The sequence below is a fragment of the Croceicoccus sediminis genome (genome assembly GCF_007570835.1).
GTDB classification, from domain to species: domain Bacteria; phylum Pseudomonadota; class Alphaproteobacteria; order Sphingomonadales; family Sphingomonadaceae; genus Croceicoccus; species Croceicoccus sediminis.
Genome location: NZ_SUNC01000001.1, coordinates 1,331,321 through 1,356,596, shown reverse-complemented (window position 1 = coordinate 1,356,596; position 25,276 = coordinate 1,331,321). Strand labels below are relative to the sequence as shown.

24 protein-coding genes and 1 pseudogene are annotated in these 25,276 nt (G+C 64.2%); 11 read left to right on the top strand and 14 right to left on the bottom strand.

Annotated elements, in window-relative coordinates; all coding sequences use genetic code 11:
* Positions 1–148: 148 nt before the first annotated feature.
* Positions 149–2,191 carry a TonB-dependent receptor plug domain-containing protein gene (locus FAX90_RS06390; RefSeq protein WP_420810966.1) on the top strand — a complete coding sequence of 681 codons (2,043 nt, stop codon included), beginning with the start codon at positions 149–151 and terminating at the stop codon, positions 2,189–2,191.
* Positions 2,188–2,718, top strand: a complete 531-nt coding sequence (locus tag FAX90_RS06385) for a cytochrome b (RefSeq protein ID WP_240704756.1) — start codon at positions 2,188–2,190, stop codon at positions 2,716–2,718. Before FAX90_RS06390 ends, FAX90_RS06385 begins: the two co-directional genes overlap by 4 nt.
* Here the strand turns inward: FAX90_RS06385 and FAX90_RS06380 are convergent.
* The gene (locus FAX90_RS06380; protein ID WP_144096445.1) at positions 2,715–3,680 is read right to left on the bottom strand and encodes a quinoprotein relay system zinc metallohydrolase 1; all 966 of its coding nucleotides are present in this window, start codon (positions 3,678–3,680) and stop codon (positions 2,715–2,717) included. The genes FAX90_RS06385 and FAX90_RS06380 overlap by 4 nt on opposite strands.
* On the bottom strand, positions 3,677–4,477 hold the full coding sequence (locus FAX90_RS06375) for a quinoprotein dehydrogenase-associated SoxYZ-like carrier (RefSeq protein WP_144096444.1): 801 nt from the start codon (positions 4,475–4,477) through the stop codon (positions 3,677–3,679). The genes FAX90_RS06380 and FAX90_RS06375 overlap by 4 nt, the downstream gene beginning before the upstream one ends.
* Positions 4,478–4,555: 78 nt before the next feature.
* Here FAX90_RS06375 and FAX90_RS06370 point away from each other — a divergent pair, with 78 nt between their 5' ends.
* Both FAX90_RS06370 and FAX90_RS06365 read left to right on the top strand, forming a co-directional pair.
* Entirely contained in the window at positions 4,556–5,116 is a 561-nt protein-coding gene (locus tag FAX90_RS06370; RefSeq protein WP_144096442.1) for a rhodanese-like domain-containing protein, read from the top strand.
* Between the two features lie 32 nt (positions 5,117–5,148).
* Positions 5,149–5,442 (top strand): EthD family reductase, encoded by a 294-nt coding sequence (locus FAX90_RS06365; protein ID WP_144096441.1) that lies wholly within the window; start codon positions 5,149–5,151, stop codon positions 5,440–5,442.
* Positions 5,443–5,522: 80 nt separating this feature from the next.
* On the opposite strand, the gene FAX90_RS06360 is transcribed toward FAX90_RS06365, so the two are convergent.
* Positions 5,523–6,116 (bottom strand): c-type cytochrome, encoded by a 594-nt coding sequence (locus FAX90_RS06360; protein ID WP_144096439.1) that lies wholly within the window; start codon positions 6,114–6,116, stop codon positions 5,523–5,525.
* A 224-nt stretch (positions 6,117–6,340) separates the two neighbouring features.
* On the bottom strand, positions 6,341–8,365 hold the full coding sequence (locus FAX90_RS06355) for a YadA family autotransporter adhesin (RefSeq protein ID WP_144096437.1): 2,025 nt from the start codon (positions 8,363–8,365) through the stop codon (positions 6,341–6,343).
* A 335-nt stretch (positions 8,366–8,700) separates the two neighbouring features.
* Here FAX90_RS06355 and FAX90_RS06350 point away from each other — a divergent pair, with 335 nt between their 5' ends.
* Positions 8,701–9,597: a PAS domain-containing protein gene (locus FAX90_RS06350; protein ID WP_144096435.1), complete on the top strand. Its 897-nt coding sequence runs from the start codon at positions 8,701–8,703 to the stop codon at positions 9,595–9,597.
* Positions 9,598–9,654: 57 nt separating this feature from the next.
* Here the strand turns inward: FAX90_RS06350 and glpK are convergent, their stop codons facing one another.
* Positions 9,655–11,154, bottom strand: coding sequence for a glycerol kinase GlpK (gene glpK / locus FAX90_RS06345; protein WP_144096433.1), 1,500 nt, complete (start codon positions 11,152–11,154; stop codon positions 9,655–9,657).
* 142 nt (positions 11,155–11,296) lie between these two features.
* Between glpK and FAX90_RS06340 the strand changes: the two genes are divergently transcribed.
* The 5 genes from FAX90_RS06340 to FAX90_RS06320 all read left to right on the top strand — a co-directional run bounded on the left by FAX90_RS06340 (position 11,297) and on the right by FAX90_RS06320 (position 16,620).
* Positions 11,297–12,805, top strand: coding sequence for a glycerol-3-phosphate dehydrogenase (locus FAX90_RS06340; protein WP_144096431.1), 1,509 nt, complete (start codon positions 11,297–11,299; stop codon positions 12,803–12,805).
* Positions 12,806–12,833: 28 nt separating this feature from the next.
* Entirely contained in the window at positions 12,834–13,922 is a 1,089-nt protein-coding gene (gene obgE, locus FAX90_RS06335; RefSeq protein WP_144096429.1) for a GTPase ObgE, read from the top strand.
* Between the two features lie 26 nt (positions 13,923–13,948).
* The gene (proB, locus tag FAX90_RS06330; protein ID WP_144096428.1) at positions 13,949–15,115 is read left to right on the top strand and encodes a glutamate 5-kinase; all 1,167 of its coding nucleotides are present in this window, start codon (positions 13,949–13,951) and stop codon (positions 15,113–15,115) included.
* Entirely contained in the window at positions 15,112–16,020 is a 909-nt protein-coding gene (locus tag FAX90_RS06325) for an NAD-dependent epimerase/dehydratase family protein (protein ID WP_144096427.1), read from the top strand. The genes proB and FAX90_RS06325 overlap by 4 nt, the downstream gene beginning before the upstream one ends.
* A 306-nt stretch (positions 16,021–16,326) precedes the next feature.
* Positions 16,327–16,620 (top strand): hypothetical protein, encoded by a 294-nt coding sequence (locus FAX90_RS06320; RefSeq protein ID WP_144096426.1) that lies wholly within the window; start codon positions 16,327–16,329, stop codon positions 16,618–16,620.
* A 49-nt stretch (positions 16,621–16,669) separates the two neighbouring features.
* On the opposite strand, the pseudogene FAX90_RS06315 reads toward FAX90_RS06320, so the two are convergent.
* Positions 16,670–16,831 (bottom strand): annotated as a pseudogene (locus tag FAX90_RS06315) (phosphoadenylyl-sulfate reductase); the annotation flags it as partial.
* 71 nt (positions 16,832–16,902) lie between these two features.
* On the opposite strand from FAX90_RS06315, the gene FAX90_RS06310 reads away from it, so the two are divergent.
* The gene (locus tag FAX90_RS06310; protein WP_144096424.1) at positions 16,903–17,946 is read left to right on the top strand and encodes a PAS domain-containing sensor histidine kinase; all 1,044 of its coding nucleotides are present in this window, start codon (positions 16,903–16,905) and stop codon (positions 17,944–17,946) included.
* A gap of 84 nt (positions 17,947–18,030) precedes the next feature.
* Here FAX90_RS06310 and FAX90_RS06305 read toward each other — a convergent pair whose 3' ends face one another.
* The 8 genes from FAX90_RS06305 to FAX90_RS06270 all read right to left on the bottom strand — a co-directional run bounded on the left by FAX90_RS06305 (position 18,031) and on the right by FAX90_RS06270 (position 25,187).
* Positions 18,031–18,825, bottom strand: coding sequence for a phosphoadenylyl-sulfate reductase (locus tag FAX90_RS06305; RefSeq protein ID WP_144096423.1), 795 nt, complete (start codon positions 18,823–18,825; stop codon positions 18,031–18,033).
* A complete protein-coding gene (locus FAX90_RS06300; protein WP_144096422.1) occupies positions 18,825–19,250 on the bottom strand; it encodes a DUF934 domain-containing protein in 426 nt (141 codons plus the stop codon). The genes FAX90_RS06305 and FAX90_RS06300 overlap by 1 nt, the downstream gene beginning before the upstream one ends.
* Positions 19,243–20,877 (bottom strand): nitrite/sulfite reductase, encoded by a 1,635-nt coding sequence (locus FAX90_RS06295; protein WP_144096421.1) that lies wholly within the window; start codon positions 20,875–20,877, stop codon positions 19,243–19,245. Before FAX90_RS06295 ends, FAX90_RS06300 begins: the two co-directional genes overlap by 8 nt.
* A gap of 1 nt (position 20,878) precedes the next feature.
* Positions 20,879–21,175, bottom strand: a complete 297-nt coding sequence (locus FAX90_RS06290) for a DUF2849 domain-containing protein (protein ID WP_144096420.1) — start codon at positions 21,173–21,175, stop codon at positions 20,879–20,881.
* The gene (gene cobA, locus FAX90_RS06285) at positions 21,172–21,942 is read right to left on the bottom strand and encodes a uroporphyrinogen-III C-methyltransferase (protein ID WP_144096419.1); all 771 of its coding nucleotides are present in this window, start codon (positions 21,940–21,942) and stop codon (positions 21,172–21,174) included. Before cobA ends, FAX90_RS06290 begins: the two co-directional genes overlap by 4 nt.
* A gap of 91 nt (positions 21,943–22,033) precedes the next feature.
* Positions 22,034–23,131 (bottom strand): mechanosensitive ion channel family protein, encoded by a 1,098-nt coding sequence (locus FAX90_RS06280; RefSeq protein ID WP_144096418.1) that lies wholly within the window; start codon positions 23,129–23,131, stop codon positions 22,034–22,036.
* Positions 23,128–24,357 carry a cystathionine beta-lyase gene (gene metC / locus FAX90_RS06275; RefSeq protein ID WP_144096417.1) on the bottom strand — a complete coding sequence of 410 codons (1,230 nt, stop codon included), beginning with the start codon at positions 24,355–24,357 and terminating at the stop codon, positions 23,128–23,130. Before metC ends, FAX90_RS06280 begins: the two co-directional genes overlap by 4 nt.
* Entirely contained in the window at positions 24,357–25,187 is an 831-nt protein-coding gene (locus FAX90_RS06270; protein WP_144096416.1) for a sulfurtransferase, read from the bottom strand. The genes metC and FAX90_RS06270 overlap by 1 nt, the downstream gene beginning before the upstream one ends.
* Positions 25,188–25,276: the final 89 nt, after the last annotated feature.

Sequence of the window (25,276 nt, the reverse complement as noted above, 5' to 3'; positions counted from 1 at the left end):
CGGTTGCCGGTGCTTCGGATATCACTATGAGATGCGCGTCGGCGGCCACGGCTATCGTGGTCGCCGCCCGTGTCTGTGATTGAACTGTCTGTGATGGAACACAAAAAACCAGATCACACGGGATGGATGAGAGAGGGCAGGGATGAACATGTTCGGTCGCAAGTCGATTGTTACGGCGCTGACCACGGGGGTCGCCATGACGGCGGTTCCGGCGATGGCGCAGGATGCCGGTCAGAACGATGTCGAGATCACTTCGTATGATGCGCCGATCATCGTCACCGGCGAAGGCCTGCCTGCCACTCCGGCCACGGCCGCCTACGACGTCACGATCCTCGACCATGAGGAACTGATCGCCACCGGCTCCGGCCGGATCGAGGACGCGCTCAGCAACGTTGCCGGGTTCCAGCAGTTCCGCCGGTCGGACAGCCGGTCTTCGAACCCCTCGGCACAGGGCGTCACGCTCCGCGCGCTGGGCGGTAATGCTTCCAGCCGCGCACAGGTCCTTCTGGACGGGGTGCCGATGGCCAATCCGTTCTTCGGTTATATCCCCCTGTCCGCCATCGCGCCGGAACGCCTGGCCAGCGCACGCGTCACGCGCGGCGGCGGGTCCGGCCCGTTCGGGTCGGGCGCGCTTGCCGGCACGATCGAGCTGACCAGCGGCGATCCCGGCTCTCTTGGCACGTTTTCGGGCCACGCCCTCGTCAACGACCGGGAAGAAACCGACATCAGCGGCACGCTCGCCACGCAGCTTGGCGCGGGTTTCGCCCTCGTTTCGGGACGCTGGGACCGCGGTAAGGGCTTTTATACGACGCCCAGGGACCAGCGCGTGCCCGCCACGGCGCGTGCGGCCTACGACAGCTGGTCGACCCAGATCCGCGGCGTCGCGCCGATCAGCGACGATGTCGAGGTGCAGGCCAATGTCCTGCTGTTCGACGACAACCGCACGCTGCGCTTCGACGGCGCCGATTCGTCGAGCGAAGGGCAGGACGCCAGCCTCCGCTTCGTCGGACAGGGCGACTGGGCCTTCGACCTCCTCGGCTATGTCCAGTCGCGCAATTTTTCCAACGTCGTCGTCTCGTCCAGCCTGTTCGTGCCGGTCCTGGATCAGCGCAATACGCCGTCGACCGGCATCGGCGGCAAGTTCGAACTGCGCCCGCCGGTGGGCGATGCCAACCTGCTACGCCTTGGTGCCGACTATCGCCGGTCCGACGGCGAACTGTTCGAGGATTCGATCAGCGGCTTCACCGGCGCGATCCGCGAACGGCGCAACGCGGGCGGCACGAATACGGACCTTGGCTTCTATGCGGAAAACGACTTCCTCTTCGGCGCGCTGACGCTGACGGCGGGGGCGCGGCTTGACCGTTATACGATCAACGACGGGTTCTATACCGCGCGTGACATCGATGGCGCGGTCCTTTCCGATCAGCGTTTTGATGACCGTTCGGGATGGGAAGAATCGTTTCGCGGCGGGCTCGTCTTCGATGCAAACGATGCGCTCAGCCTGCGGGCGGCGGCCTATACCGGGCTGCGCCTGCCCACGCTGAACGAGCTTTACCGCCCCTTCGTTGTCTTTCCCGTCGTCACGCAGGCGAACGAGAACCTGGACGTCGAAAAGCTGGAAGGGTTCGAAGCCGGTCTGGACCTGACGCCGAATGACGGTGTGATCCTTTCGCTGACCGCGTTTCACAACAAGGTGAAGGGCGCGATCGCGAACGTCACCATCGCCGAAAACCTGCGCCAGCGTCAGAACATCGATGCGGTCCGCGCGAAGGGCGTGGAGCTTTCGGCAGGGATCAGGCAGGGCATCTTCCGCTTCAACGGGTCGCTTGCCTATACCGATGCGCAGGCACAGGGCAGCGGTTTTGCCGCCGCGCTTGACGGCAACCGCCCGTCGCAGACGCCCAAATGGGTGGCAGGCGCGACGCTGGCCATCGAACCGATGGACGGCTGGCTCTTGTCGACAACGCTTCGCTACGTCGGCAAACAGTTCGAGGACGACCTGGAGCAAAACATCATGCCTTCGGCCACGACCCTCGATGCCTATGCCCGCATTCCCGTCGCGGGCGGCGTGTCGCTGGTCCTTCGCGGAGAGAACCTGACCGACGAGGATATCGTGACGCGTAACCAGTCCGGATCGATCGACCTTGGCATCCCGCGCACGGTGTGGGCCGGTATCGGGTTCAGCCTGTGACCGCAGCCGTGGGGGTAGAGCGTTACAACGCGGTCGCGCGGTTCCTCCACTGGACCATCGCGGTCATCATCATCGGCAACATCATCGGCGGGTTCTTTCACGACGCGCTGGAAGACGTCGTCAACGTCATGCCGCTGCACAAGTCGTTCGGCCTGACGGTGCTGGTCCTGTCGCTGGTGCGGCTGGGCTGGCGCATGGCGCACCGTGCGCCGCCGCTGCCTGCACATACGCCCGCATGGGAAAGGGGCGCGGCGCACCTGACCCACGCCCTGTTCTATGTCCTCATGATCGGACTGCCGATGACCGGCTGGCTGGTATCGTCGGGCAGCAAGTATCCGCTCAACTGGTTCGGCCTGTTCGACGTGCCCAAGTTCGGTATCACACCCGACGGCGCCATCGACGGTTTCGCGCACGAAGCGCACGAGATCATGGGCTGGGTCGCGGTGGCGCTGATCGTGCTGCACGTCGGCGCGGCGCTGCGCCATCACTTCGTGCTGAAGGACAATGTCCTGCGGCGGATGGCCTAATTGCCGACCATCGGCAGCAGTTTCGCCTCAAGCCCCGGATAGAAGTGCGAGACGCTGCGCTGCAGTTCGTAGCGTGCGACTTTGATATCGGCAAAGCGCTCCGGGATCGGGGTTGCGCCCGCCTCGCTCATGTCCTTGCCTGATAACACGGCATCATTGAGCATCCCTTGAATCCAGGTCAGCCAGTCGCGGGTCTGCGCGATGGCCGCGTTGCCGCTGTCCAATGGCCCGTGTCCGGGGATGACAAGGTCGTGCGGCACGCCATCCAGCCGGTCCAGCGCGGTGAGCCAGCCGTCCAGATTTGCATGGGGCGTGGCAGGGGCGCGGTCGTGAAACACCAGGTCGCCGCCGATGAGGGTGCCGGTCGCCTCGTCCAGGATGGCAAGGTCGCCGCTGGAATGTCCGTCCAGCGCGAAAAGGCGAAGCTTGCGTCCGCCGATGACGACTTCCCCCGCCGTCACGTCGCCTTGCGGCATGACGACCGTTGTTCCTTTCATCCAGTCCGCCAGCACGCGGAACAGCGCGTCGGAAAACCCTTCGCCGTCGCGTTCGAGGTCGTGGCGCGTGGCGGGAAGGGCATGGACAGATCGCGCATCGAACGCCCCGGCGCCAAAGGAATGATCGGGATGCAAGTGCGTGACATAGACGCGCACGACCGGTTTGCCGGTGACACGTTCAGCCAGCGCCCGGATCGCCCTGCCATAGGATAGCGAGGGGCCGGGATCGACGACCACGGCTCCGTCATCGGTTGCGATGATGACCGAATTGGCGATCGCGCCGCCGTTAGAAAAAGCGATGGGTTCGTCCGCACCGCGCACCATCCAGATGCCGTCGGCCACTTCTTCGGCCTTCGGGTCGTAGGTGCCTGCGAACTGTTCGGCATGGACCAGCGCGGGGGCCAGCACAGGGGCCAGGCCCGCAGCGCCCAAACCGGCGATGATCGCGCGGCGGGAAACCCTCATGGCTTGGCCGTCTGCTTCTTGCCGCTCATCGGTGCAAGTTCGCCCGCGAATTCCAGCCCGCTGGTGTCGCGCGCGGCCACTTCCATCGGCCCGTCACGGTCGACGACCAGCGTGAAGGCGGGATCTTCCGCGACCGAGCCATAGACGTCCATGCTCGCCACTTCGCGCCCGTCCGCGTCCATGACCCGCACGGTTTCGATGTTGTAGGCAGGGATGTTCTCGACCAGGCCGGTGTCCATGGGGTGGCGAAAGCCGAAACGCAGGCGTGTCGTGTCGCCCTCGCTCCACGCCGCGCCGCGCAATTCGCCAAGGTGGTCGGCCCAGTCGCCGCGCACGCGGGACAAGGGCGGGGCCGAACAGCCACCGCCCGCCGCATCGATCCACTCGCCCGCCACGTGCCAGCTGCCGTCGGCCAGTTGCACCGCGGCGCGAACCGGCGTGCGCTGGTCCAGCTTGATGCGCGTGGCGACGAAGGGCGCGGCATCCATCGGGCGATAGTCGATGGCGACGGGAATGGGATTGAGGTCGGCAAAGACGACGATGCGCTTCACCCCGTCCAGCTTGCGCGCATCGACCGTGACCGGCACGACGTGTTGATCCTCTGCGACGACGGGCAGGATTACTTTTACCCGGCTGTCGAAAACGACCGGGCCGCCGGTGAACAGCTTTTCGGCGTGATATTCCCACATTGGCGATCCCAGCGGGTCGGCCGGAAGCTCCCCGCCAAGTGCGGGGGAGGCGGCGAGGGCCATAACGAGGGTGGCCGCGGCGGGCAGGATGTTGTTCGCGATGCGCATGGGTCCAAAGAACAATGTAGTGCAGGACCGCTCTGCGCCACATTGCACTTTGGTCCAAGAACGGGAAGGCGAGGGAAAATGGCGAAGGCAAATGCGATTTTGCTGGCCGTGGTGGCGACTTGCCTTGCGGTGCCGTCCGCCGCGCAGGAGCGTGCGGTGTTCGATGACAATGGCTATCGCACGGACCGCTACCGCGCGCCGGTCGACCGTGATCCGCGCCCCTCGGCCCGGCTTGCGCTTCCCGCTGCGCTGTTGCTCGACCCCGGCAAGGACGCGCTGTTCATCGATGTCCTGCCCGCAGGCGGCGGGGTTCGCGACCCCGAGACGGGGCGCTGGCGACTTTCCGAAGAACACCTGACGATCCCCGGTGCCGTGTGGCACCCCGAGGCCGGGCGCGGCGATGCCGATCCGGCCTTGTGGAACGCGCTGGTGCGCGAAGTGACCGATGCCCGCCGCCGCAATCCGCACTTGCCCGTCATCCTGTTCTGCCGCACCGATTGCTGGATGGGCTGGAACGCGGCCAGACGCCTTGCCGCGCAAGGGCACGATGGCGTCTGGTGGCTGGCCGAAGGGATAGAGGGGTGGCGCAAGGTCGAGCCGCTGGTCGTGGCGGTGCCAGTCGCCGTCCCGTCACACTGACGCTTTTGTGAAGGAAGAGGAGTTATCCGAAAATGGCCAGGCTGTATGTCTATTACCCCAGACACGAAGGGCACACGTTCGACCGCGAATACTATCTGGGCACCCACATGACGGTGGTGAACGATGCATGGGGGCCGCATGGCCTGAAAAGCGCGGACGTCAGCTGGCCCTATGACGATGCGCAGCCCTTTGCCTGCATGGTTGCGCTGAACTTCGACGAACAGGGCCAGATCGACAAGGCGCTGGCAGCGCCCGAAACGCCGGGCGTGCTGGCCGATGTCGCCAAATTCACCGACATCCAACCGGCGATCTACCGCGCCGACTGATCGCACGAAAAAGGGACCCGGCCGAGAGGTGAGGCCGGGTCCCTTGTCTGGCGTAGACTGAGCTCGCGTTTACGCCGTGATCACTTCAGCTTTTTCAGGAAGTCGATGATTTCCTGCCGCTTCGCCTCGTCCTTCAGGCCGGGGAAGCTCATGCGGTTGCCGGGGATGAACTTGCGCGGGTTTTCCAGCCACTGGTTCAGCGTGGCATCGTCCCAGGTTACGCCCGAATCCTTCATGGCGTCGGAATACTTGAACCCTGCATGGAAACCGGCCTGCTTGCCGTAAGTGCCCCACAGGTTCGGGCCCAGCTTGTTCTCTCCGCCCTTTTCCCAGGTGTGGCACACTGCGCAGCGATTGAATGATGCTGGCGGCGTCAGTTCGGCGACCTGGACCGGCTCAGCCTTGGGTTCCGGCGCGGCAGCCGCCTCCTTCTTCGGTTCCGCCGTTTTCGTGGGCGTCGGTGTCGGCGTGGGGGTCGGTTCGGGCTCGGGCTCTGCCGTTTCCTCGGCGACGGGTGGTTCCATCGCCGCGTCCGATGCGGCGACTTCGGCAGGTGCCTCGGTCACTTCGGCGGCGGGGGTTTCCTCCGCCTGTTCAGGCGCGCCGCCGCAAGCGGCAAGCGACAGGGCAAGGGCTAGCGAAGTGCCGGCCAGAACCAGGGACGATTTACGCATGGCTGTCCTCTCGAACGATTTGTTTCAGGGCGTTCAATCGCACGGCGGCGGCTTTGCCGACATTGCACTTTTGGCTGGTATCGTCCCGGCCCATCTTCGCAACTAACAAAGAAACCAGCCCTCGCGATCGCAATCGCAAGGGCTGGCCCGGGGGTGCGCGGATGTCAGGGAATGGGTCGCATGACCTCCGCTACACCCCCGCAACGCGAAGTTTCGTCAAAGGGTCAGAAGGCGAAACCCGCGCCCGTGCTGATCCCGGCATAGCCATGGGTGTCGACGGTGCCGTTGAACTTGAAGACCGCGCGGCCATCGTCAGACGATGCCGAATAGCCGATGGCGAAGGCGGTTTCCCCGCGATAATGGCCGATCGCACCGGCCATCATCTGGCCTTCGCTTTCGATCACCTGCGGCAGGCCCGATACCGCCAGAGCGCCTGCCGTGCCGGCATAGGACGCACGGCGGACCTTATCGAGATCGAAGGCGATCTCGGCAAAGCGCATGTCGGTATAGGCGTTCGACTGGGCCAGCGCGGCATCGATGCCCGACTGCAACTGGCGCAGGTTCACCGCGTCGAAGTCGGACACGGCGTCGGCAACATTGTGCAGACCCACCGTCGCATTCGGATCGAGCCCGATCAGCGTCACGTCCTGTGAAATCACGCCGCCGTTGCTGACGCGCGGATTGTCGGCGTTCGAATACTGGACCGCGACAACCGTGCTGCCGGCAAGGTTGTTCTGGATCACCTGGATATCGCTGGTGTTTTGCGAGATATTGGCCGTGTTGACAGCGATATTGTTCGCATTGGTGGCGATATCGGTCGTGTTCTGGCCGACCTGCTGGTTCGTGGCGAAAAGCTGGGAGCCGTTCACCGCGTCCGACGATGTCGCCGAAAGCGAACCCGATGCAACGTTGGTCAGCGTGACAGGGCCTGCCGCCGCGCCGATCATGGCAACGGTCTGCGTGGGCGTGCTGCTGGGGGTCATGCCGTCACCATCGTCGACATAGCCGAGCGGCACGTTCCCCACTTGTGTCTGCAGGTTGGTGATCGCGGTCTCGTTACTGGTGACGCGGCCATCAATGGCAACGATATCGCCTTCGTTCACCGTCACGCGGTTGTCGATGCTGGCGATGTCGCCCTCGTTCACCGTGAGGCGGCCGTCGAGGTTGGCGATATCGGTCTCGTTGGTCGTGACCCGGCCGTCGAGGTTGGCAATGTCGGTCTCGTTCGTCGTGACGCGGCCATCCAGTGCGGTGATCGCATCGGTGTTGGCCTGCACGTTCTGGTTCGTCGCGAACAGCTGCGAACCGTTGACCGCATCGCTCGACGTGGCGTTGAGCGCGCCGTCGGCGACATTGGTGACGGTGGTGCCGCCCGGGCCCTGCAGCGTGACGGTGGCGAAAGTGCCGTCGTCATACTGGACCGCGACATCGGCCAGCGCGTCCACCGCGTCCAGCGCGCCCTGGACCTGTCCGACCGTGGCGGCATCGGTCGCCGCAGTGCCGGGGGCAAGGTTCGTGATCTGACGTTCGGCACCGGGCGCGCCGACCGCCACTTCACCGACGGAATCGAACGTTCCGGCAAGGCCCGGCGACGAATAGCCCGTCACCGCGCCGCGCGACGTGACCGAACCGGCACCGATGGCGACCGAGTTGGCGAAAGTCGCGCTTGCCCCGTTGCCAAGGGCGATACCGTCGACCGCGGAAACCGAACTGTCGGCACCGATGGCGATCGCACCCGTTGCGCCTGCCGTAGTCGTCGCACTGTTACCGAAAGCAATCGCGTCCAGTTCGCCCGCCGATGCGTCGAGGCCATTCGCGCCAAGGCCGGTGATCGAATTGCCACCGATCGCAATGCCGGCTTCCTGGTTCAGCGTATAGCCGTCAGCGGTGACATTGCAGGCATCGGACGATGTGACGATGTTGCCGTTGGTGTCCAGCACGGTCAGCGCGATCTGGTTGCCGTTCGCGATGTTGTCGAGAGTTGTGGCAAGGTCGCTGTTGAGTACCGGCAGTCCGAGGCCTGCCAGCAAGGGGCTGAGAACCAGCCCGTTGAGCACCGATTCAATATCCTCGACCGGCTGGACGGTCTCTCCCACGATGGTTGTCACGGCCGAGGGATCGAGGCTGATGCCGGTGCAGACGTCCACGACGGGCGTAACCTGCGCCTGGGCATTGCTGGACATGGCGAGAGCACTGATGCCGACAGTCGCCAACATGGCGAAGCGGGCGTTTAGATTGTTGCACTTCACTGTAATTTCTCCCCTGATAAACCCATTCGGGATGAGGAGAGGCTCGCAGTGCTGACAAAAAGATCAGGTAAATGATTCGGTTACTTGATCTTACTAAAATTACGAAATCAGCACGCCTTCCGAGAGTTTAGTGCGAAATTAATATTAGTTAATATCGTTATTTGTCATTGTTGTGCGACGGTCTGTGAAGTTTATCCGACAGGCGGTATGTGATGAGATGCAGAATTCCTCGTGTATTTTGTGTATAATCAATTTCTGATTAGTAATATCGCAGTATCGTTCGGCGATCGAAGTGAAGAAAAAACTTTAACCTCAAAAGATCGAGGAGACGCATAATGAGCGGTGTCACCGCTACGGCAGCGGAGGTTGTTCGGGCGTTTTCGCATTGGCGCGATGTCGCATCCGACAAGGCGGTCTTCATTACCAACCACGGCAAGGAAACCCATGTCCTTCTGGACATTGAAAAATACCGTGGTCTGATCAGCGAAAACACCGACGCTGCAGGCAGGGGCGGCGCGAGTGAGCTTGTCGGCCTCGCCGAATGGATCGACGAGGCTCTCATCATTTGCGATTCTGATTTGCGCATCCAGTATGCCAATCGGGTCGCTGGCGCCATCTGCCGGAAGAATTCCAACGATTTCACCGGCCAGCTTCTTGTAGAGGCCCTGCCATCTGTTACCGGATCGCTGATGGAGGTGCATGCGCGCCGTACCGTCGTCGGCGGCGAGCCCAGTGCCGCGGACATTCCCTCTCCTTTCAAGGACGGCGCGTGGCTGCGTTTTCAGTCCTTTCCGCTGGGCAACACCAACGTGCTCATGTTCCGCGACATCACCGAGGACGTGCAGCGGCATCGACTCGCCGACGTCAAGGCCTCCATCCTCGAGGCGATGAGCGTGCATGGCGAGGTCGGCTATGTCCGTTTGTCCGTCCGCGGCACGATCGAACGTGTCGACGATCCCTTCGCGCGCATGGTGTCGCTGGACGAAGAACGCCTGATCGGCGTTGCCCTCGTCGATCTCGTCGCGCGCGAGGACCGCGTGGCGTTCCGCGACAAGCTGGAAAGCGTGCTGCGCGGCGGTCCGCCCCAGCAGGTGAAGGTCGGCTTTCTCAGCAACAGCGGCAAGGTTTCCTATGCGAAACTGTCGATCGTGCAGCTTCACGGGGCCTATGGCGCAGAAGGGGCCATTGTCATGCTGACGGCGGAAGGCACGAAGGACCGAGCCGAAAGCTGAGGGCGACGCCTGACCGATCAGGGGCCGCCCATCTGTCCCGCGGTCTGTCTTGAGCGGTCAGGCCCCGTGCGCTTTCACCCGTGACAGCGCCGCGTGCCAGCCATCGGCCAGTTCGGCACGCTTTTCCTCTGCCATCGACGGTTCGAAGCTCCGGTCGAAGTTCGACAGCGCCTCGATCGCCTGAAGGTTTTCGAACAGGCCCACGCCCAACCCCGCCAGGGCCGCCGCGCCGCGCGCTGTCGTTTCCAGCTCCTGCGGCCGGTCGACCCGCGTGGCCAGCATGTCGGCAAGAAAGGCGCAGAACCAGTCGTTGGCGGCCATCCCGCCATCGACCCGCATTGCATCGGGCGGGGGCGCGCCGTCGGCGTTCATCGCGTCGAGCAGGTCCATCGTCTGGTATGCCACGGCTTCCAGCGTGGCGCGGGCGATGTGCGCACGCGTCGTGCCCAGCGTCATGCCCAAAAGCGCCCCGCGTGCGTGCGGGTCCCAGTGCGGCGCGCCAAGCCCGGTAAACGCCGGGACCATGTAGACCCCGCCGTTGTCGTCCAGCGTCGCGGCAAGCTCGGCCGTCTCGGCCGAATTCTCGACGAGGTCTAGGCTGTCGCGCAGCCATTTGACCGCCGCGCCCGCCACGAAGATCGACCCTTCCAGCGCGTAAGTGGTCTTGCCGTTCAGACGATATCCCACCGTGGTCAAAAGGCGGTTTGCCGAACGCAGCGGCGTTTCGCCGGTATTGGCGACGGCAAAACAGCCGGTGCCGTACGTGGACTTGACCATGCCGGGATGGAAACAGGCCTGCCCGAACAGGGCCGCCTGCTGATCGCCCGCCATGCCCGCGACAGGAATGGCGCAGCCCAGCAGGCCTGGATCGGTTTCGCCGTAGATTTCGGCATTGTCGCCGATGCGCGGTAGCAAGGCGGGGGGCACCCGAAGCAGATGGCAAAGCGCGTCGCTCCATTCCCCCTTCTCGATATCGAGCAGGAGCGTGCGGCTGGCATTGGTGGCATCGGTCGCATGGACGCGCCCGCCGGTCAGCCGCCACAGCAGGAAACAGTCGATCGTGCCAAAGGCCAGTTCGCCGCGTTCGGCCCGTTCGCGCGCACCGGGCACTTCGTCCAGGATCCACGCGATCTTGGTCGCCGAAAAATAGGGGTCGAGCAGCAGGCCGGTCGTCTTGCGGACGATCTCCTCGTGCCCGGCTTCGTGCAATTCCTCGCACATCGCGGCGGTGCGGCGGTCCTGCCAGACGATGGCCTTGTGGATCGGCTCCCCGGTCGCGCGGTCCCAGATGACCACGGTTTCACGTTGGTTGGTGATGCCGATGGCCGCCACCGCGTCTGCCGGGACATCGGCGCTGGCCAGCGCGCCGCGCGCGGTTTCCAGCGTTTTCGTCCAGATTTCCTCGGCATCGTGTTCGACCCAGCCGGGCCGGGGATAATGCTGCGCGAATTCCTGCTGAGAGACCGATACCCTGTCGAGCCGGGCATCGAACAGGATGCTTCGCGTCGAAGTCGTTCCCTGATCGATGGCGAGGATATAGGGGCCGCTGGCGGTCATCGTGTCTCCGGTTTTGGCATGACGATTCAGGCGTTTTCGCCTGCGAGAGTCGCGATGCGGGCCGCGATGGTCAACCCCGGCGGGAAAGCCGTTCTTGCGCGGGGGCTTTAACCGGCGGCCACTCGTCGCTAGGTTTGGTGCAATGCAGCAAAGCCATGAACTCCCGCAGTCCGTAGATCTCCTCGTCATCGGGGGCGGGATCAACGGTGCCGGTATCGCGCGCGACGCGGCAGGGCGGGGCCTTTCCGTTCTGCTGGTGGAGAAGGACGATCTGGCCTCGCATACCTCGTCCGCATCGACAAAGCTGATCCACGGCGGCCTGCGCTATCTTGAATATGGCGAAGTGCGGCTGGTGCGCGAATCGCTTCAGGAACGCGAACGGCTTTGGGGCATGGCGCCGCACATCATCTGGCCGTTGCGCTTCGTTCTGCCCCAGACGCAAAGCCCGCGTCCGGGCTGGATGGTGCGCATGGGCCTGTTCCTTTACGACCATATCGGCGGCCGCAAACGCCTGCCCAAGACCGAAACGGTGCGGCTGGACCGCGCGCGGCAGGGCGAAGGGCTGGCCGACCGCAAGGGCAAGGGCTTCGTCTACTCCGACTGCTGGGTGGAGGATGCGCGCCTCGTCGTCCTCAACGCGATGAGCGCGGTGGAGCGCGGCGCGACGGTACGGACCCGCACCCGCTTCCTGTCCGCCGGACGCGAAGGATCGGGCTGGACCGCCAGGGTCGAGGACGCGCACGGCATCCATACGGTCAACGCCGGGGCCATCGTCAATACGGCGGGCCCGTGGGTCAGCGATGTCATCGGCCACATTGCCGATGCAAAGCCCAAGGGGCAGGTGCGCCTGATCAAGGGCAGCCACATCATCGTGCCGCGCCTCTATCCCGGCGACCATGCCTTCATGTTGCAGAACCCGGACCGGCGCATCGTCTTCGCCATTCCCTACGAGGGGGAATTCACGCTTGTCGGCACGACCGACGTGCCTTGCGCCGATATCCCGCAAAATGCGGAAATCTCGGATGATGAGATCGCCTACCTGCTCGATACGGCGAATCGCTATTTCGAAAAGACGACGACCCGCGGCGACATCGCCTGGACCTATTCGGGCGTGCGGCCCCTGTTCGACGACCAGGCGAAGAACGCATCGGCGGTAACGCGCGACTATGTCCTCGATCTCGATCGCGGTGGGGGCGAGGAAGCGCCGCTGCTCAACGTCTTCGGCGGGAAGATCACGACCTATCGCCGCCTTGCCGAACACGCGATGGAGGAACTGGACCTGCCGGGCGCTGGCGGCGCATGGACGGCAGGGGCGACACTGCCCGGTGGCGATTTCGCCGATTTCGAAGATTACCTCGTCGGTCTTGCTCGCGCGCACCCGAAACTGCCGCACGACCTGCTTCGCCGCCTTGCACGCGCCTATGGCACGAAGGCCGAACTTATCATCGGCAAGGCCCGCAGCCTTGACGACATGGGCGAGGATTTCGGCGGCGGGCTGACCAGGGCGGAAGTCGATTACTTGGCGGTCCACGAATGGGCGCGAAGCGCGGACGACGTGCTCTGGCGACGGAGCAAGATGGGGCTTCACGCGCCGGGCGGGACCCATGAAAGGCTCAGCGCCTATTTCAACGGCTACGCACCCACTGGCTAAATCGCGCTGTGCGCCCTACATGCGGCCCATGCATTTTCTAGACCAGGCCAAGATCTACATTAAGTCCGGCGGGGGCGGCCCCGGCGCGGTGTCGTTCCGGCGCGAAAAATATATCCAGTATGGCGGACCCGACGGCGGTGACGGCGGGGCCGGTGGCGACGTCGTGTTCGAAGCGGTCGAAGGGCTCAATACCCTGATCGATTTCCGCTACACACAGCATTTCAAGGCCCCGCGCGGCGGCCATGGCATGGGCAAGGACCGCACCGGCGCCAGTGCGAAACCGCTGGTGATCGAAGTGCCCGTCGGCACCCAGATCATTTCGGACGACGATCGGGAGACCGTGCTTGCCGACTTTACCGAGGTCGGCCAGCGGGTCGTTTTCCTCGAAGGCGGAATGGGCGGGCGTGGCAACGCCAGTTACAAGACCAGCACCAACCGCGCCCCGCGCCAGCACCAGCCCGGTGTTCCGGGTGAGGAGATGTGGGTCTGGCTGCGGCTGAAACTCATGGCCGACGTCGGTCTTGTCGGGCTTCCCAACGCGGGCAAGTCGACCTTCATCAACGCGGTGACGAACGCCCGCGCGAAAGTCGGTGACTATGCCTTTACGACGCTGGTCCCCAAACTGGGCGTCGTGCGGCACAAGGGCCGCGAATTCGTGCTGGCCGACATTCCCGGCCTGATCGAGGGCGCGGCAGAGGGTGCGGGCATCGGCGATCGTTTTCTGGGCCACATCGAACGCTGCCGCGTGCTGATCCACCTGATCGACATGTCGGGCACCGGAGAAGGGCAGGAGCCGGTGGAGGCGATGCGCATCGTCGAGGAAGAACTTGCCGCCTATGCCGAAGACCTTGAAAACAAACCGCGCCTCGTGGCGCTGAACAAGGTCGATCTGGGCGACGAGGAATTGATCGCCGGCTTTGCCGAGGAATTGAAGCAGGCGGGCGCGAAAGAGGTCTTTCCGATCTCTGGCGCGACCGGCGCGGGCATCGAAAAACTGATGGATGCCATTCTGCAGTACCTGCCCGAAAAGACACGGACCGAAACCAAGGGCGCAGAGCACGAGGGACCCGATGGCGGCGCGGGCGACGACACGTCCAGCGATTGGTCCCCGCTTTGAACCCGCAGACAGATACGACAGGCGTAATGGATAATTCCCAACCGCTCGACAAGATTACCAATCTTCACGATCTGACGCTGCCGCGCACGTGCAAGCGCATCGTCATCAAAGTGGGCTCGGCCCTGCTGGTCGGCCCGGATGGCCAGCCGCGCCGCGAATGGCTGGCATCGCTGGCCGGCGAGATTTCCGCCGCGGTCATTCGCGGGCAGGAAGTCATCGTCGTCTCTTCCGGCGCTATCGCGCTGGGCGCGTCGCGGCTTCAGCTTGAAAAGGGCGGGCGCGCCAATCTTGCCGATGCACAGGCCGCCGCATCGGTGGGGCAGATCGAGTTGAGCGCGCTCTGGGCCGATCTTCTGGGCGGACATGGCCTGACGACGGGCCAGCTTCTCGTCACGCTGGAGGACCTTGAGGGCCGCCGCCGTTATCTCAACGCTTCGGCCACGCTGAAGCGGCTGGTTGATCGCGGTGTCGTGCCGGTGGTGAACGAGAATGATTCGGTTGCCACCCACGAAATCCGTTTCGGCGACAACGATCGCCTTGCCGCGCGCGTGGCGCAGGCGGGGAAGGCCGATGCGGTCGTGCTGCTGTCGGACATCGACGGGCTCTACGATCGCAACCCGAAAGACCCAGGCGCGAAGATGATTCCGATGGTCCACGGCGTGACCAAGGAAATCCACGACATGGCCGACGGCGGATCGGGTTCCGGCCTGGGGTCGGGCGGCATGACGTCGAAGTTGCAGGCGGCGGAAATCGCCGAACGCGCCGGTATCGCGCTCGCCATCGTCAACGGACAATATACCGCGCCGCTGGCCCGCGCCTTGCAAGGCGGGATCGGCACGCTGTTCCTGCCGCGCCGCCGCGACAGCGGGCGCAAGGCGTGGCTGGGCGGGCGTTTGCGGATGCGCGGCACGCTGGTCGTCGATGCTGGTGCGGCCAAGGCCATGCATGACGGTAACAGCTTGCTGGCCAAGGGCATTACCGACGTGACGGGCAATTTCTCGCGCGGGGACGTGGTCGAAGTGCGCGGGCCGGACGGCGAACAGATCGCCAAGGGCCTTGCCGAATACGACGCATCCGAAGTCTTTGCCATCATGGGCCGCCATTCGGACGACCAGGAACGCCTGCTCGGCTATGCGCCGCGCAGCGCGGTCATCCACCGCGACCAGATGGTGATCGTGAGCATGCGCCGGTGAAGCTGGCGCTATCGGGTGCGACGGGCTTTGTCGGCTCGACGCTGCTCGATCTCGCTCTCAGCGAAGGGCACGAGGTGCGTGCCCTGACGCGGCGCGAACAACAGCCGCGCGACGGCGTGACATGGGTGCGCGGCGACCTGGCCGCGACCGACGCGCTGAAAACACTGTGCACCGGCGTGGACGCGGTCGTTCACGTGGCAGGCGTGGTGAACGCGCCTGATAAGGCCGGCTTCGTCGCGGGAAACGTCACTGGTACGAAATCGATGCTGGATGCGGCGACGGCTGCGCGGGTGCAGCGGTTCGTCCACGTTTCCTCGCTCTCTGCGCGGGAGCCGTTCCTGTCCGATTACGGCAAGTCCAAGTTCGGCGGCGAAGTCGCGGTGGAGCAGAGCGACCGGCAATGGACCATCGTGCGCCCGCCCGCGATCTACGGCCCCCGCGATACCGAGATGTTCGAGCTGTTCAAGGCGGCGAAGCTGGGCGTCGTGCCCCTGCCGCCCGAAGGCCGCGCCTCGATGATCCACGCGGCCGATCTTGCCGCGCTGCTGCTGGCTTTGGCAACCGACGGCGGGGCCCATGCGGGCAAGGTCTATGACCCTGACGACGGACGCGAAGGCGGTTGGCGCCATGTCGAGATGGCCAAGGCCATCGGCGAGGCAGTGGGCCGCAAGGTCACGCCGCTGTCGATGCCCGCGATGCTGGTAAAGGGCGCGGCCCGGATCGACCGGCTGGTACGCGGGGAAAACGCGAAACTGACGCCAGACCGCGCCAGCTACATGGTGCACTCCGACTGGGTGGCAGACCCGGACCACCGTCCGCCTGCCGACCTGTGGGAGCCACGAATTGCGACGGTGGAGGGTTTGAAGCAGACGGCCCAGTGGTATCGGGCCGAGGGGTGGCTATAGGTCAAAGTGGATGGGCGGCTGACCATACAATTGTAGATCCGGTGCCATTGCGCCATGTTGCCCCCAATGTGCTATTTTATCACGCTAATCGCGCCGGTCGATGATGTCGCTGCAGTCGGGGGTATCATGCATCGTCACGGCCGGGCGGCAACTCCGATAGACAATCCGTCGATCCGCAAGGTTCTTCGTTAGGGAGAGAGTCAGTATCTCACCATGATCGGGTGGTGTGACTGCGGTACCGTTCTTGCGCCTCCTCACCTTTCACCCGAAGCTTTCGAAAGGAAACTCGCGAAAGAAGAGGCGCAGATGAAGCGCAAGGGCTGGTCTGATGCGAAGATCGCACGCGCCTTGGACGGCAAGCGCAAGGCCAATGACAAGCCTGCCAAGCGTGGTCCGGACAGCCTCGAACTCTGGACCGACGTTCTGCGCGACCTGTGTACGGACCTGAAGCTTTCATATGGCGGCCTCTTGGTAAGAGCCTATTCGAACGACGTCGCAACCGAGGAGTTTGCCGCCAGCCGTCGGGAAGTCACGGGAACTGATTCTTGGGAAGCGCTCACCTCCCTGAATGAAGGTGAGTTGGTGATCTTTCGCGAATGATGTTGAGCCAACCCTTTTGCTTGTCCTGGCTGCCGAAAAAACCGACCTCTCAAAAAACCGGATCGAAATCGGGCGGCAGGTCGCCATCCGTGGTCAGGCCCGGCATCTGGTGGATGCCGCATTCGGTCTTGTCCCACCCGCGCCAGCGGCCCGAGCGGGGGTCTTCGCCGGGTGCGACGGTGCTTGTGCAGGGCATGCAGCCGATCGACGGAGCGTTGGACCCGGTACGACTGCGTAAATATCAGATGCTTGCTCGATGTCTTGTTGGTACACGATAACGCCATGCAAGAATCGAATCCCGAAGCCAGTCTGACTTGGCAGATTACTCCCGATCTGCTGTCCGTCATCCGGCTCGACGGTGTTTTCCAGGCCGTGAACCCGGCTTGGGAGAAGGTTCTGGGCTGGCGGCAGGACGAACTTGAAGGGCGCAGTTACGGCGATTTCGTTCACGAAGACGATATTTCCAGTTCCGTCGCGGCGTTCGCAAAGGTCACCGGCGGCGATCCGGTGCTTGAATTCACCAATCGATATCGGTCGAAAGACGGGCTCTACCGCTGGCTTCGATGGGTTGCTGTCCCCGAAAACGATCTCGTCGTCTGCACCGCGCGCGACATTACCGAAGATCGGCAAAACGTAGAGGTGATCGAGGAGCAACGGTCAGAGGCCGAATTGCGCGAACAGTTTCTGGCGGTGCTGGGCCACGATCTTCGCAACCCGCTTGCCGCGGTCAGTTCGGGCGTGTCGATCCTGTCACGACGACTGGAGGACCCCGCGCACCTCGAGGTGGTGGATGGGATGCGGCAAAGCACTTCGCGGATGGTCGAGCTCGTGAACAACATGATGGACTTCGCAAGGGTACGACTGGGTAGTGGCATCGGCCTGAACCGTCAGTCCGTCACCGATCTGAGCGAGACGATCCGGCGGATCGTGGACGAAATGAAAGAGTCCACGCCGCGTGCCGATTTCGAGGTCAGCCACAAGGCCAACGGCGCGGTCCGGCTGGACATTCCCAGGATCGAACAGGTCCTATCGAACCTTCTTGGCAATGCGGTGACACACGGCGACCTGGGCAAGCCTGTCAGGATCGACTGCGTGATCGAGGGAGAGCGGCTGACGCTGATGGTCTGTAATGCTGGACCGCCGATCGGTCCCCACGCGCGGCAACACCTGTTCCAGCCGTTCCTGCGTGACGAGGTTCAAAGAAGCCAGCAGGGCCTGGGTCTTGGCCTGTTTATCTCGTCCGAAATCGTCAAGGCCCATGGCGGCGATCTGACCGTCCTGTCGAATGACGACGAAACCTGCTTTACCATAGAAATCAGCGGCTAAGACCGACGCTGGCGAATCATTGGCCGAAGGTCAGGTCGCCAGCTGGTGCTCCGCGCCGCTTGGCGTAAAGCGCGCAGAGCCGCTTCAGAACACCGGATCGAAATCGGGCGGCAGGTCGCCATCCTTGGTCAGGCCCGGCACCTGGTGGATGCCGCATTCGGTCTTGTCCCAACCGCGCCAGCGGCCCGAGCGGGGGTCTTCGCCCGGTGCGACGGTGCTGGTGCAGGGCATGCAGCCGATCGAGGGATAACCTTGCGCCACCAGCGGATGGGGCGGCAGGCCCTGATCGTCCATGTACGCAAGAAGATCGTCGCGGCTCCACCCGATGAGCGGGTTCACCTTCAGGCGGCCCGCCGCGTCGGATGTGTCCACCTCGAAGATCGGCAGGTCGGCGCGGGTGGCCGACTGGAACGCCTTGCGCCCCGTGATCGACGCATCGTAACCGGCCAGTTCCTTTGCGAGCGGGATCACCTTGCGGATTTCGCAGCAGCCGTCGGGGTCATAGGACCAGCGCAGACCGCTTTCGTCCTTGGCCGCCAGCGTGTCTGCATCGGGCGTCAGGTTGATGACGTTGGTCAGGCCCAGCGTGCGGGCCAGAAGGTCGCGATAGGCCAGCGTTTCGGGGAAATGCTTGCCCGTTTCAAGGAACAGGACGGGCGCCGCCTTGTCCACTTGCGACACGAGGTGCAGCAGGACCGAGCTTTCCGCCCCGAAGCTGGACACGATCGCAACGCGGCCCGCCACGCCATCGATCAGCACCGCGCGCAGGACATCCAGCGCGGAGGCATCCGCAAAGCGCGCATTGAGCGCGGCGGCGTCCTCTGCGGTGAAACGCGCAGCGGTGTCGATACGGTCGAGACGGCGGGCAGCTTCGGTCATCAGCCGTGCCGAAGCGCCCAGATCGGCGTGCGTCCGTCGACGGTCTTCTGATAGACCTCTTCCCAGCGTTCCAGCGCGGTCTTCACGTCCGCCTCGTTCATCGCCTTTTCCGGTTCGAACGCATCGAAACCGCAGCGGCGCATATAGGCCAGCTGGTCCACAGCGACATCGCCGACGGCACGGATTTCGCCTTCATACCCGGCTTCGCGCAGGATGCGCGCCGCCGAATAACCGCGCCCGTCGCCGAACACGGGGAAGTTCACTTCCACGCGGGCGATGTGGGCAAGATGCGGAAGCAGTTCGCGCGCGTCGTCGCCCGGTTCGATGCGGACGGCGCCAGCGTTCGACTGTTCGCCGAACGCGTCGACGGTAACGGCGGGGCTTTCCGACACTTCGTCGTCGCGGAAACGGAGAAACTCAACCATAGATCGCCTCCTTGAACGGATCCATGCCGATGCGGCGATAGGTATCGAGGAAGCGTTCGCCATCCTCGCGATTGGCGATGTAGACGTCGGCGGCCTTTTCGACCGCGTCGACGATGCCGTCCTCGCTGAAACCGGGGCCGGTGATCTTGCCGAGCGAGGTGTCTTCCGCCTCGCTACCGCCCAGCAGCAGCTGGTAGTTTTCGACGCCCTTGCGGTCGACACCCAGGATGCCGATGTGGCCCGCGTGGTGGTGGCCGCAGGCGTTGATGCAGCCCGAGATCTTCAGCTTCAGTTCGCCCAGTTCGGCGGTCTTGCCGCTGCCGGAGAATCGCTCCGAAATCTTCTGAGCGACGGGGATCGAACGTGCGTTGGCGAGCGAGCAATAATCGAGGCCGGGGCAGGCGATGATGTCCTCGATCGTGTCTAGATTGGGCGAGGACAGGCCGTTCGCGTCGAGAATGTCGAACAGGTCCTTGAGGCGCGCCTTTTCGACGTGCGGCAGGACGATGTTCTGCGTGTGGGTCACGCGGCATTCGTCGAACGAATAGTCGGTCGCAAGTTCGCCCATCAGGCGGATCTGGTCCGCGCTGGCGTCACCGGGAATACCGCCGACAGGCTTCAGAGAGATCACCGCGCTGACATAGCCGGGGGCCTTGTGGACGACGGTGTTGCGGTCCACCCACAGGGCGAAGTCGGTGTCGGTGCGGTCGATCTCGTCCGACAGGCCCGACTTGAAGGCGGGGTCGGCGAAATACGGCTTGATCCGCTCCAGCTCTGCCAGCGGGGGTTCGATGCCCTGCGATTTCAGGTGTGCGAACTCTTCCTCGACCTGACGCGTGTATTCGTCCTTGCCCATTTCGTGGACGAGGATCTTGATACGCGCCTTGTACTTGTTGTCGCGGCGGCCGTGGCGGTTGTAGACGCGCAGGCAAGCCTCGGAATAGGTGATCAGGTCGTCCAGCGGCACGAATTCGTTGATGCAGGGCGCGACCATCGGGGTGCGGCCCATACCGCCACCGACGTAGAAGGCACAGCCGATTTCGCCCGCGTCATTCTTCACGATCTGGATGCCGATGTCGTGCAGGCGCATGGCCGCGCGGTCGGTGTCCGCTGCGATGACGGCGATCTTGAACTTGCGCGGCAGGTAGCTGAACTCCGGGTGGAAGCTCGACCACTGGCGCAGCAGTTCGGCATAGGGGCGCGGGTCGACCAGTTCGTCGGCGGCGGCACCGGCGAAGTGATCGGAACTGATGTTGCGGATGCAGTTGCCGCTGGTCTGGATGGCGTGCATCTCCACCTTGGCGAGATCGGCCAGGATTTCCGGTGCATCTTCCAGCTTGATCCAGTTGTACTGGATGTTCTGACGCGTGGTGAAGTGGCCGTAGCCGCGGTCGTACTTGTCCGCGATATCGCCCAGCGCCTTCATCTGCGCACCCGACAGCGTGCCATAGGGCACGGCGACGCGCAGCATGTAGGCGTGAAGCTGCAGATAGAGCCCGTTCATCAGGCGCAGCGGGCGGAATTTTTCCTCGCTCAGCTCGCCCGACAGGCGGCGGCGGGTCTGGTCGCGGAATTCCTCGACGCGGGTGTCGACCATCTGCTGGTCGTAGTTGTCGTATTTGTACATCTCAGATCACCCAGTTGCCGGCGGTGGGATCGGCGGGTTTCAGGGTCAGGTCGGGGCGGACCGTGGGGCCAAGGGCGCGGATGCGGTCCTTGATGTGCGCGGGGCGCACGCCGTTTTCGTCCTTCGTCGCGTCGATCGCATAGGCGCTCACGACATTGCGGCTTGCCTCTTCGCGAGCGGCGATTTCATCGGCTTTTTCGCCGACGTCGACGGCATCGTTCACGTGGCGCGACCAGCCCTGGCCGTCCCACCAGGTCACGTCGCCGGTCTTGAGGTCGTTTCCGGTCAGGATCTTCATTGTTCTGCTTTCACGGCAATGGCGGCAAGGTCCGCGTCGTGTTCGCGGGTGACTTCGCCGATTACGATCAGGGCGGGGCTTTTGACGCGGTTTTCCTCGACAAGGTCGGGCAGTCCGGCCAGCAGCCCGCGGATGACCCGCATTTCGGGGCGTGCGGCATTTTCGATCACGGCAACGGCCATGTCGGGGGCAAGCCCGTCGGCCATCAGCTTTTCGGCGATCTGCGGCGCGGTCTTTACGCCCATGTAGATGACCAGCGTACGGCCGACCCCTGCAAGGCCCGACCAGTCCTGATCGGAAAGGCCCTTGCACTGGCCCGCGACGAAGCTGACGACGCTGGCATGGTCGCGGTGGGTTAGCGCGATCTGCGCGGCGGCCCCTGCGGCGTTGGCGGCGGAGATACCGGGCACGATTTCAACCGGGACGCCAGCCGCGCGGCAGGCCTCTGCCTCTTCCCCGCCGCGTCCGAAGACCAGCGGGTCGCCGCCCTTCAAGCGCACGACGTCGTTTCCTGCCAGCGCTTCTCGTACCAGCAGGGCGCAGATGTCTTCCTGCGGCATGGTGTGGTGGGCGCGGCGCTTGGCGACGGAGATCATCCGCGCCTGCGGGTTCGCCATGGCAAGGATCGAGGGATCGACCAGCCCGTCGTGAACGACGATCTTCGCCGATGTCAGCAACCGCGCCGCGCGCAGCGTCAAAAGGTCGGGATCGCCCGGACCTGCACCGACGAGAAAGACCCGTCCGGGATGGGATGCGTGATTGGCCATGACAAGGCAAATGCGCGCATCACACCGATGATGCCAGCCAGAATGCTTTGCAGGGGGGCTAGATCAGCTTTCAACGCCCCTTGTCTGGCTATCAGGTCTTGTCGCTGCCCTTGTCTTCCAGCCGCTGCGCGATGGCGGAAATCAGCTGTTCGAACTGTTCGTTGTTCCGCAAGTTGATGTCGCGTTGGGGGAAGGGGATCTCGATGTCGTTTTCCTGGAACAGGTCCCAGAGCTTCTTCAGGACTTCGGACCGGACATTGCCCACGCCTTCTTCGGGGTCACGGATCCAGCAGTGGATCATGAAGTTCACCGAGCTGTCGCCATATTCGGACAGCCAAACGCTGGGCGGGGGGAGTTCCAGCACGCGCTTGCAGCTTTTCGCCGCTTCCAGCATCAGCTCTTCGGCCAGCTTGATGTTGCAGTTGTAGGAAACCCCGACCGGCACCTGCATGCGGACGTTGCGGCTGGAATAGGACCAGTTCTCGACCTGGTTGACCATCAGGTTTTCGTTAGGAATCAGGTATTCGCGTTCGTCGCGCGTGGTGACCGATATCGCGCGAATGCCGATCTTGCGGATCTGGCCGAACGTTTCGTTCCCCGCCATGTCCGATACGGCGATGACGTCGCCCGGCTTGATCGACCTGTCCATCAGCAGGATCATCCCTGCGATCAGGTTGCCGAACGTCTTCTGCAGACCGAAACCGATGGCAAGGCCGAAGGCGCCGGAAAAGACTGCAAATGCGGTAAGGTCGATGTCGAGCAGGTCGATACCGATCAGGATGGCAAAGGCCCACACCGCCAGCGTGGTCAGTTTTTCGGCCAGCAGGTTCTGCGTCGGGGAAAGCCGGTTCATCCGCTTCAGCGCGGAGTGGGCCATCTTGCTGCCGACGCGCGCCAGGATAATCACGAAGGCGATGACGAGTACGACGACCAGAATGGTCCAAAGCGAAAAGCGCGTGTCGCCGATGGTCACGCCGAAGCTGTCGAGCTGTTCGATGATTTGGGCGACGGTCATCGACTGTTCGGCGACGGCCTCTTTGATCTGGTCCGCGCCTTTCAGCGGGTCTGCCGCCTCGGTCGGGGTGGGCGTAGCCGTAGGGACGGGCGTTGCCGTTGCCGCCACCTGATCGACTGCCGAGGCCGCAGTCTCGGTCGTTTCGGGTGCGGGCGTTTCGGCGGCGACGGTCATGCGCGTTCCATTTCTGCAAAGCCCTGTTCCAGATCCGCGATCAGGTCGGCGGGATCTTCAAGGCCGATGGACAGCCGTACCCCGAGGGTGCAGGCCGGGTCCACCCCCGGCGGAGGCCAGCTGGCGACCGACCGGTCCTTTGCCGGATTGGTGGGCAGGGCCAGGCTTTCGAAGCCGCCCCATGAATAGCCGATGCCGAACAGGTCGAGCGCATCGATGAAACGCGCCCGCGCATCGGCATCGCGTGTTTTCAGGACAAAGCCGAACAGGCCGCACCCGCCGATGAAATCGCGCTTCCACAATTCGTGCCCCGGCGCGCCTTCGAGCATGGGGCACAGCACGGTCTCCACCTCCGGCCGGTCCGCCAGCCAGCGGGCTATCGCCAGCGCGCTTTGCGTCTCGCGCTCAAGCCGGACGTCCAGCGTGCGCAAGCCCCGCAAGGCAAGGGCCGCATCGTCGGGAGAGACGACCTGACCCATCTGCTGTGCCGTGCGGCGCAGCCGGCGATAGAGCCGTTCGGTGCCCGTGGCGGCCCCCATCATCAGGTCGCTATGCCCGCCGACATGCTTGGTCAGCGCGTTGACCGTACCGTCGCAGCCCAGTTCGATCGCGTGCAGGCCGGTCGGCCCCGGCCAGGTATTGTCGATCAGCACCCACGCGCCCGCATCTTTGGCGATGGCGGCCAGTGCGGGGATGTCGCAGACTTCGAACGACAGGCTGCCCGGCGCTTCCAGAAAAACCGCCTGCACCCCTTGCGCCACCAGCGTGCGGAACGCGTCGAGGTCGAGCGGGTCGAAGAACTTCGTCTCCACGCCGAAAGTCTTGAGCAGGCCCGTCCCCATGCTGCGCGTCGGGTCATAGGCGTTGTCGGTGATGAGCAGTGTGCCGCCGGGCCTGACGACCGAAAGCAGCGCGCCCGCGATCGCCGCTACGCCGGACGGATAGAGCATCGTGCCATGCGCACCGGGCTCCAGCGCGGTCAGTGCCTCGCACAAGGCCCACTGGGTCGGCGACCCGCGGCGGCCGTAGAAGAACTGGCCGTCCTCGTTCGTCTTCGGTCCGTCGGCCAGCGCCGCGCTGTCTTCGTAAAGGTGCGTGCTGGCGCGCCAGACGGCGGGGCTGACCACACGGCCCGGCTGGCCGGGAATGCCGGTCCATTCCGGCCTGCGACCGGCAGTGACGACTCTGGTGCCGGGTTTCAGGTTCTTGCCATCGGTCTTCGCCATCAGGCCGCGCCCGTCGCCTTGGGCGTTGCCGGATCGGCGGCCCACTCGCTCCAGCTTCCGTCATAGAGTGCGCTGTCCTTGCCCAGCCGCGCAAGGCCAAGCGAAAGCACCGCCGCCGTCACGCCGGACCCGCAAGTGGTGACGATCGGGCGCGACAGGTCCAGCCCCGCGCCCAGGAACTCGCCCTCGATCGCGGCGGCGTCCTTCATCGTGCCGTCTTCCTGAAACAGCATGCCGATCGGGATGTTGCGTGCGCCGGGAATGTGGCCTCCGGGCTGACCGGCACGGATTTCCTCCGCCTCTCCGGTGAAACGGGCCGCGCCGCGTGCGTCGACGACCTGTTCGGCGCGGGTGTCGACATTGGCCAGCATCGCGGCCTTGTCGCGCAACAGGCTTTCGTCCGCCTTGGCAGTGAAAGTCGCCGGGGTGGGAGAGGGGACGTCCCGTGTTTCGGAGCGTCCCTCGGCTTTCCACTTGGCCAGGCCCCCATCCAGAACGCTCGCCTCTTTCCCGAACAGGCGGAACAGGAACCAGAGGCGGGCCGAGGAATGGAGCGCGCTGTCGTCGTAGATCACGACCGTGCTGTCGTCGCCGACGCCCAGTTCGCCCATGCGCGCGGCAAACGCGTCTGCCTTGGGCACGGTGTTGTCGAGACCGCTGTCAGGATCGGCAATCGTATGGAATCCGACGAAGCGTGCGCCGGGAATGTGCCCTGCTGCATATTCCGCCGCCGCGTCGCGGCCCGTGTCGGCAAGATGATGGCTTGCATCGAGCAGCACGACGTCGTCGAGGTGATCGGCAAGCCACTGGGTCGAAACGAGCATGTTCATTGCAGCATTCTCCACGTCTGCTGTCGGGGTTAGCCTTCGCCGCCGCCCCTTGCCAAGGCGCTTGAGCGAAAAGCGTCCGCGTGCGAAAG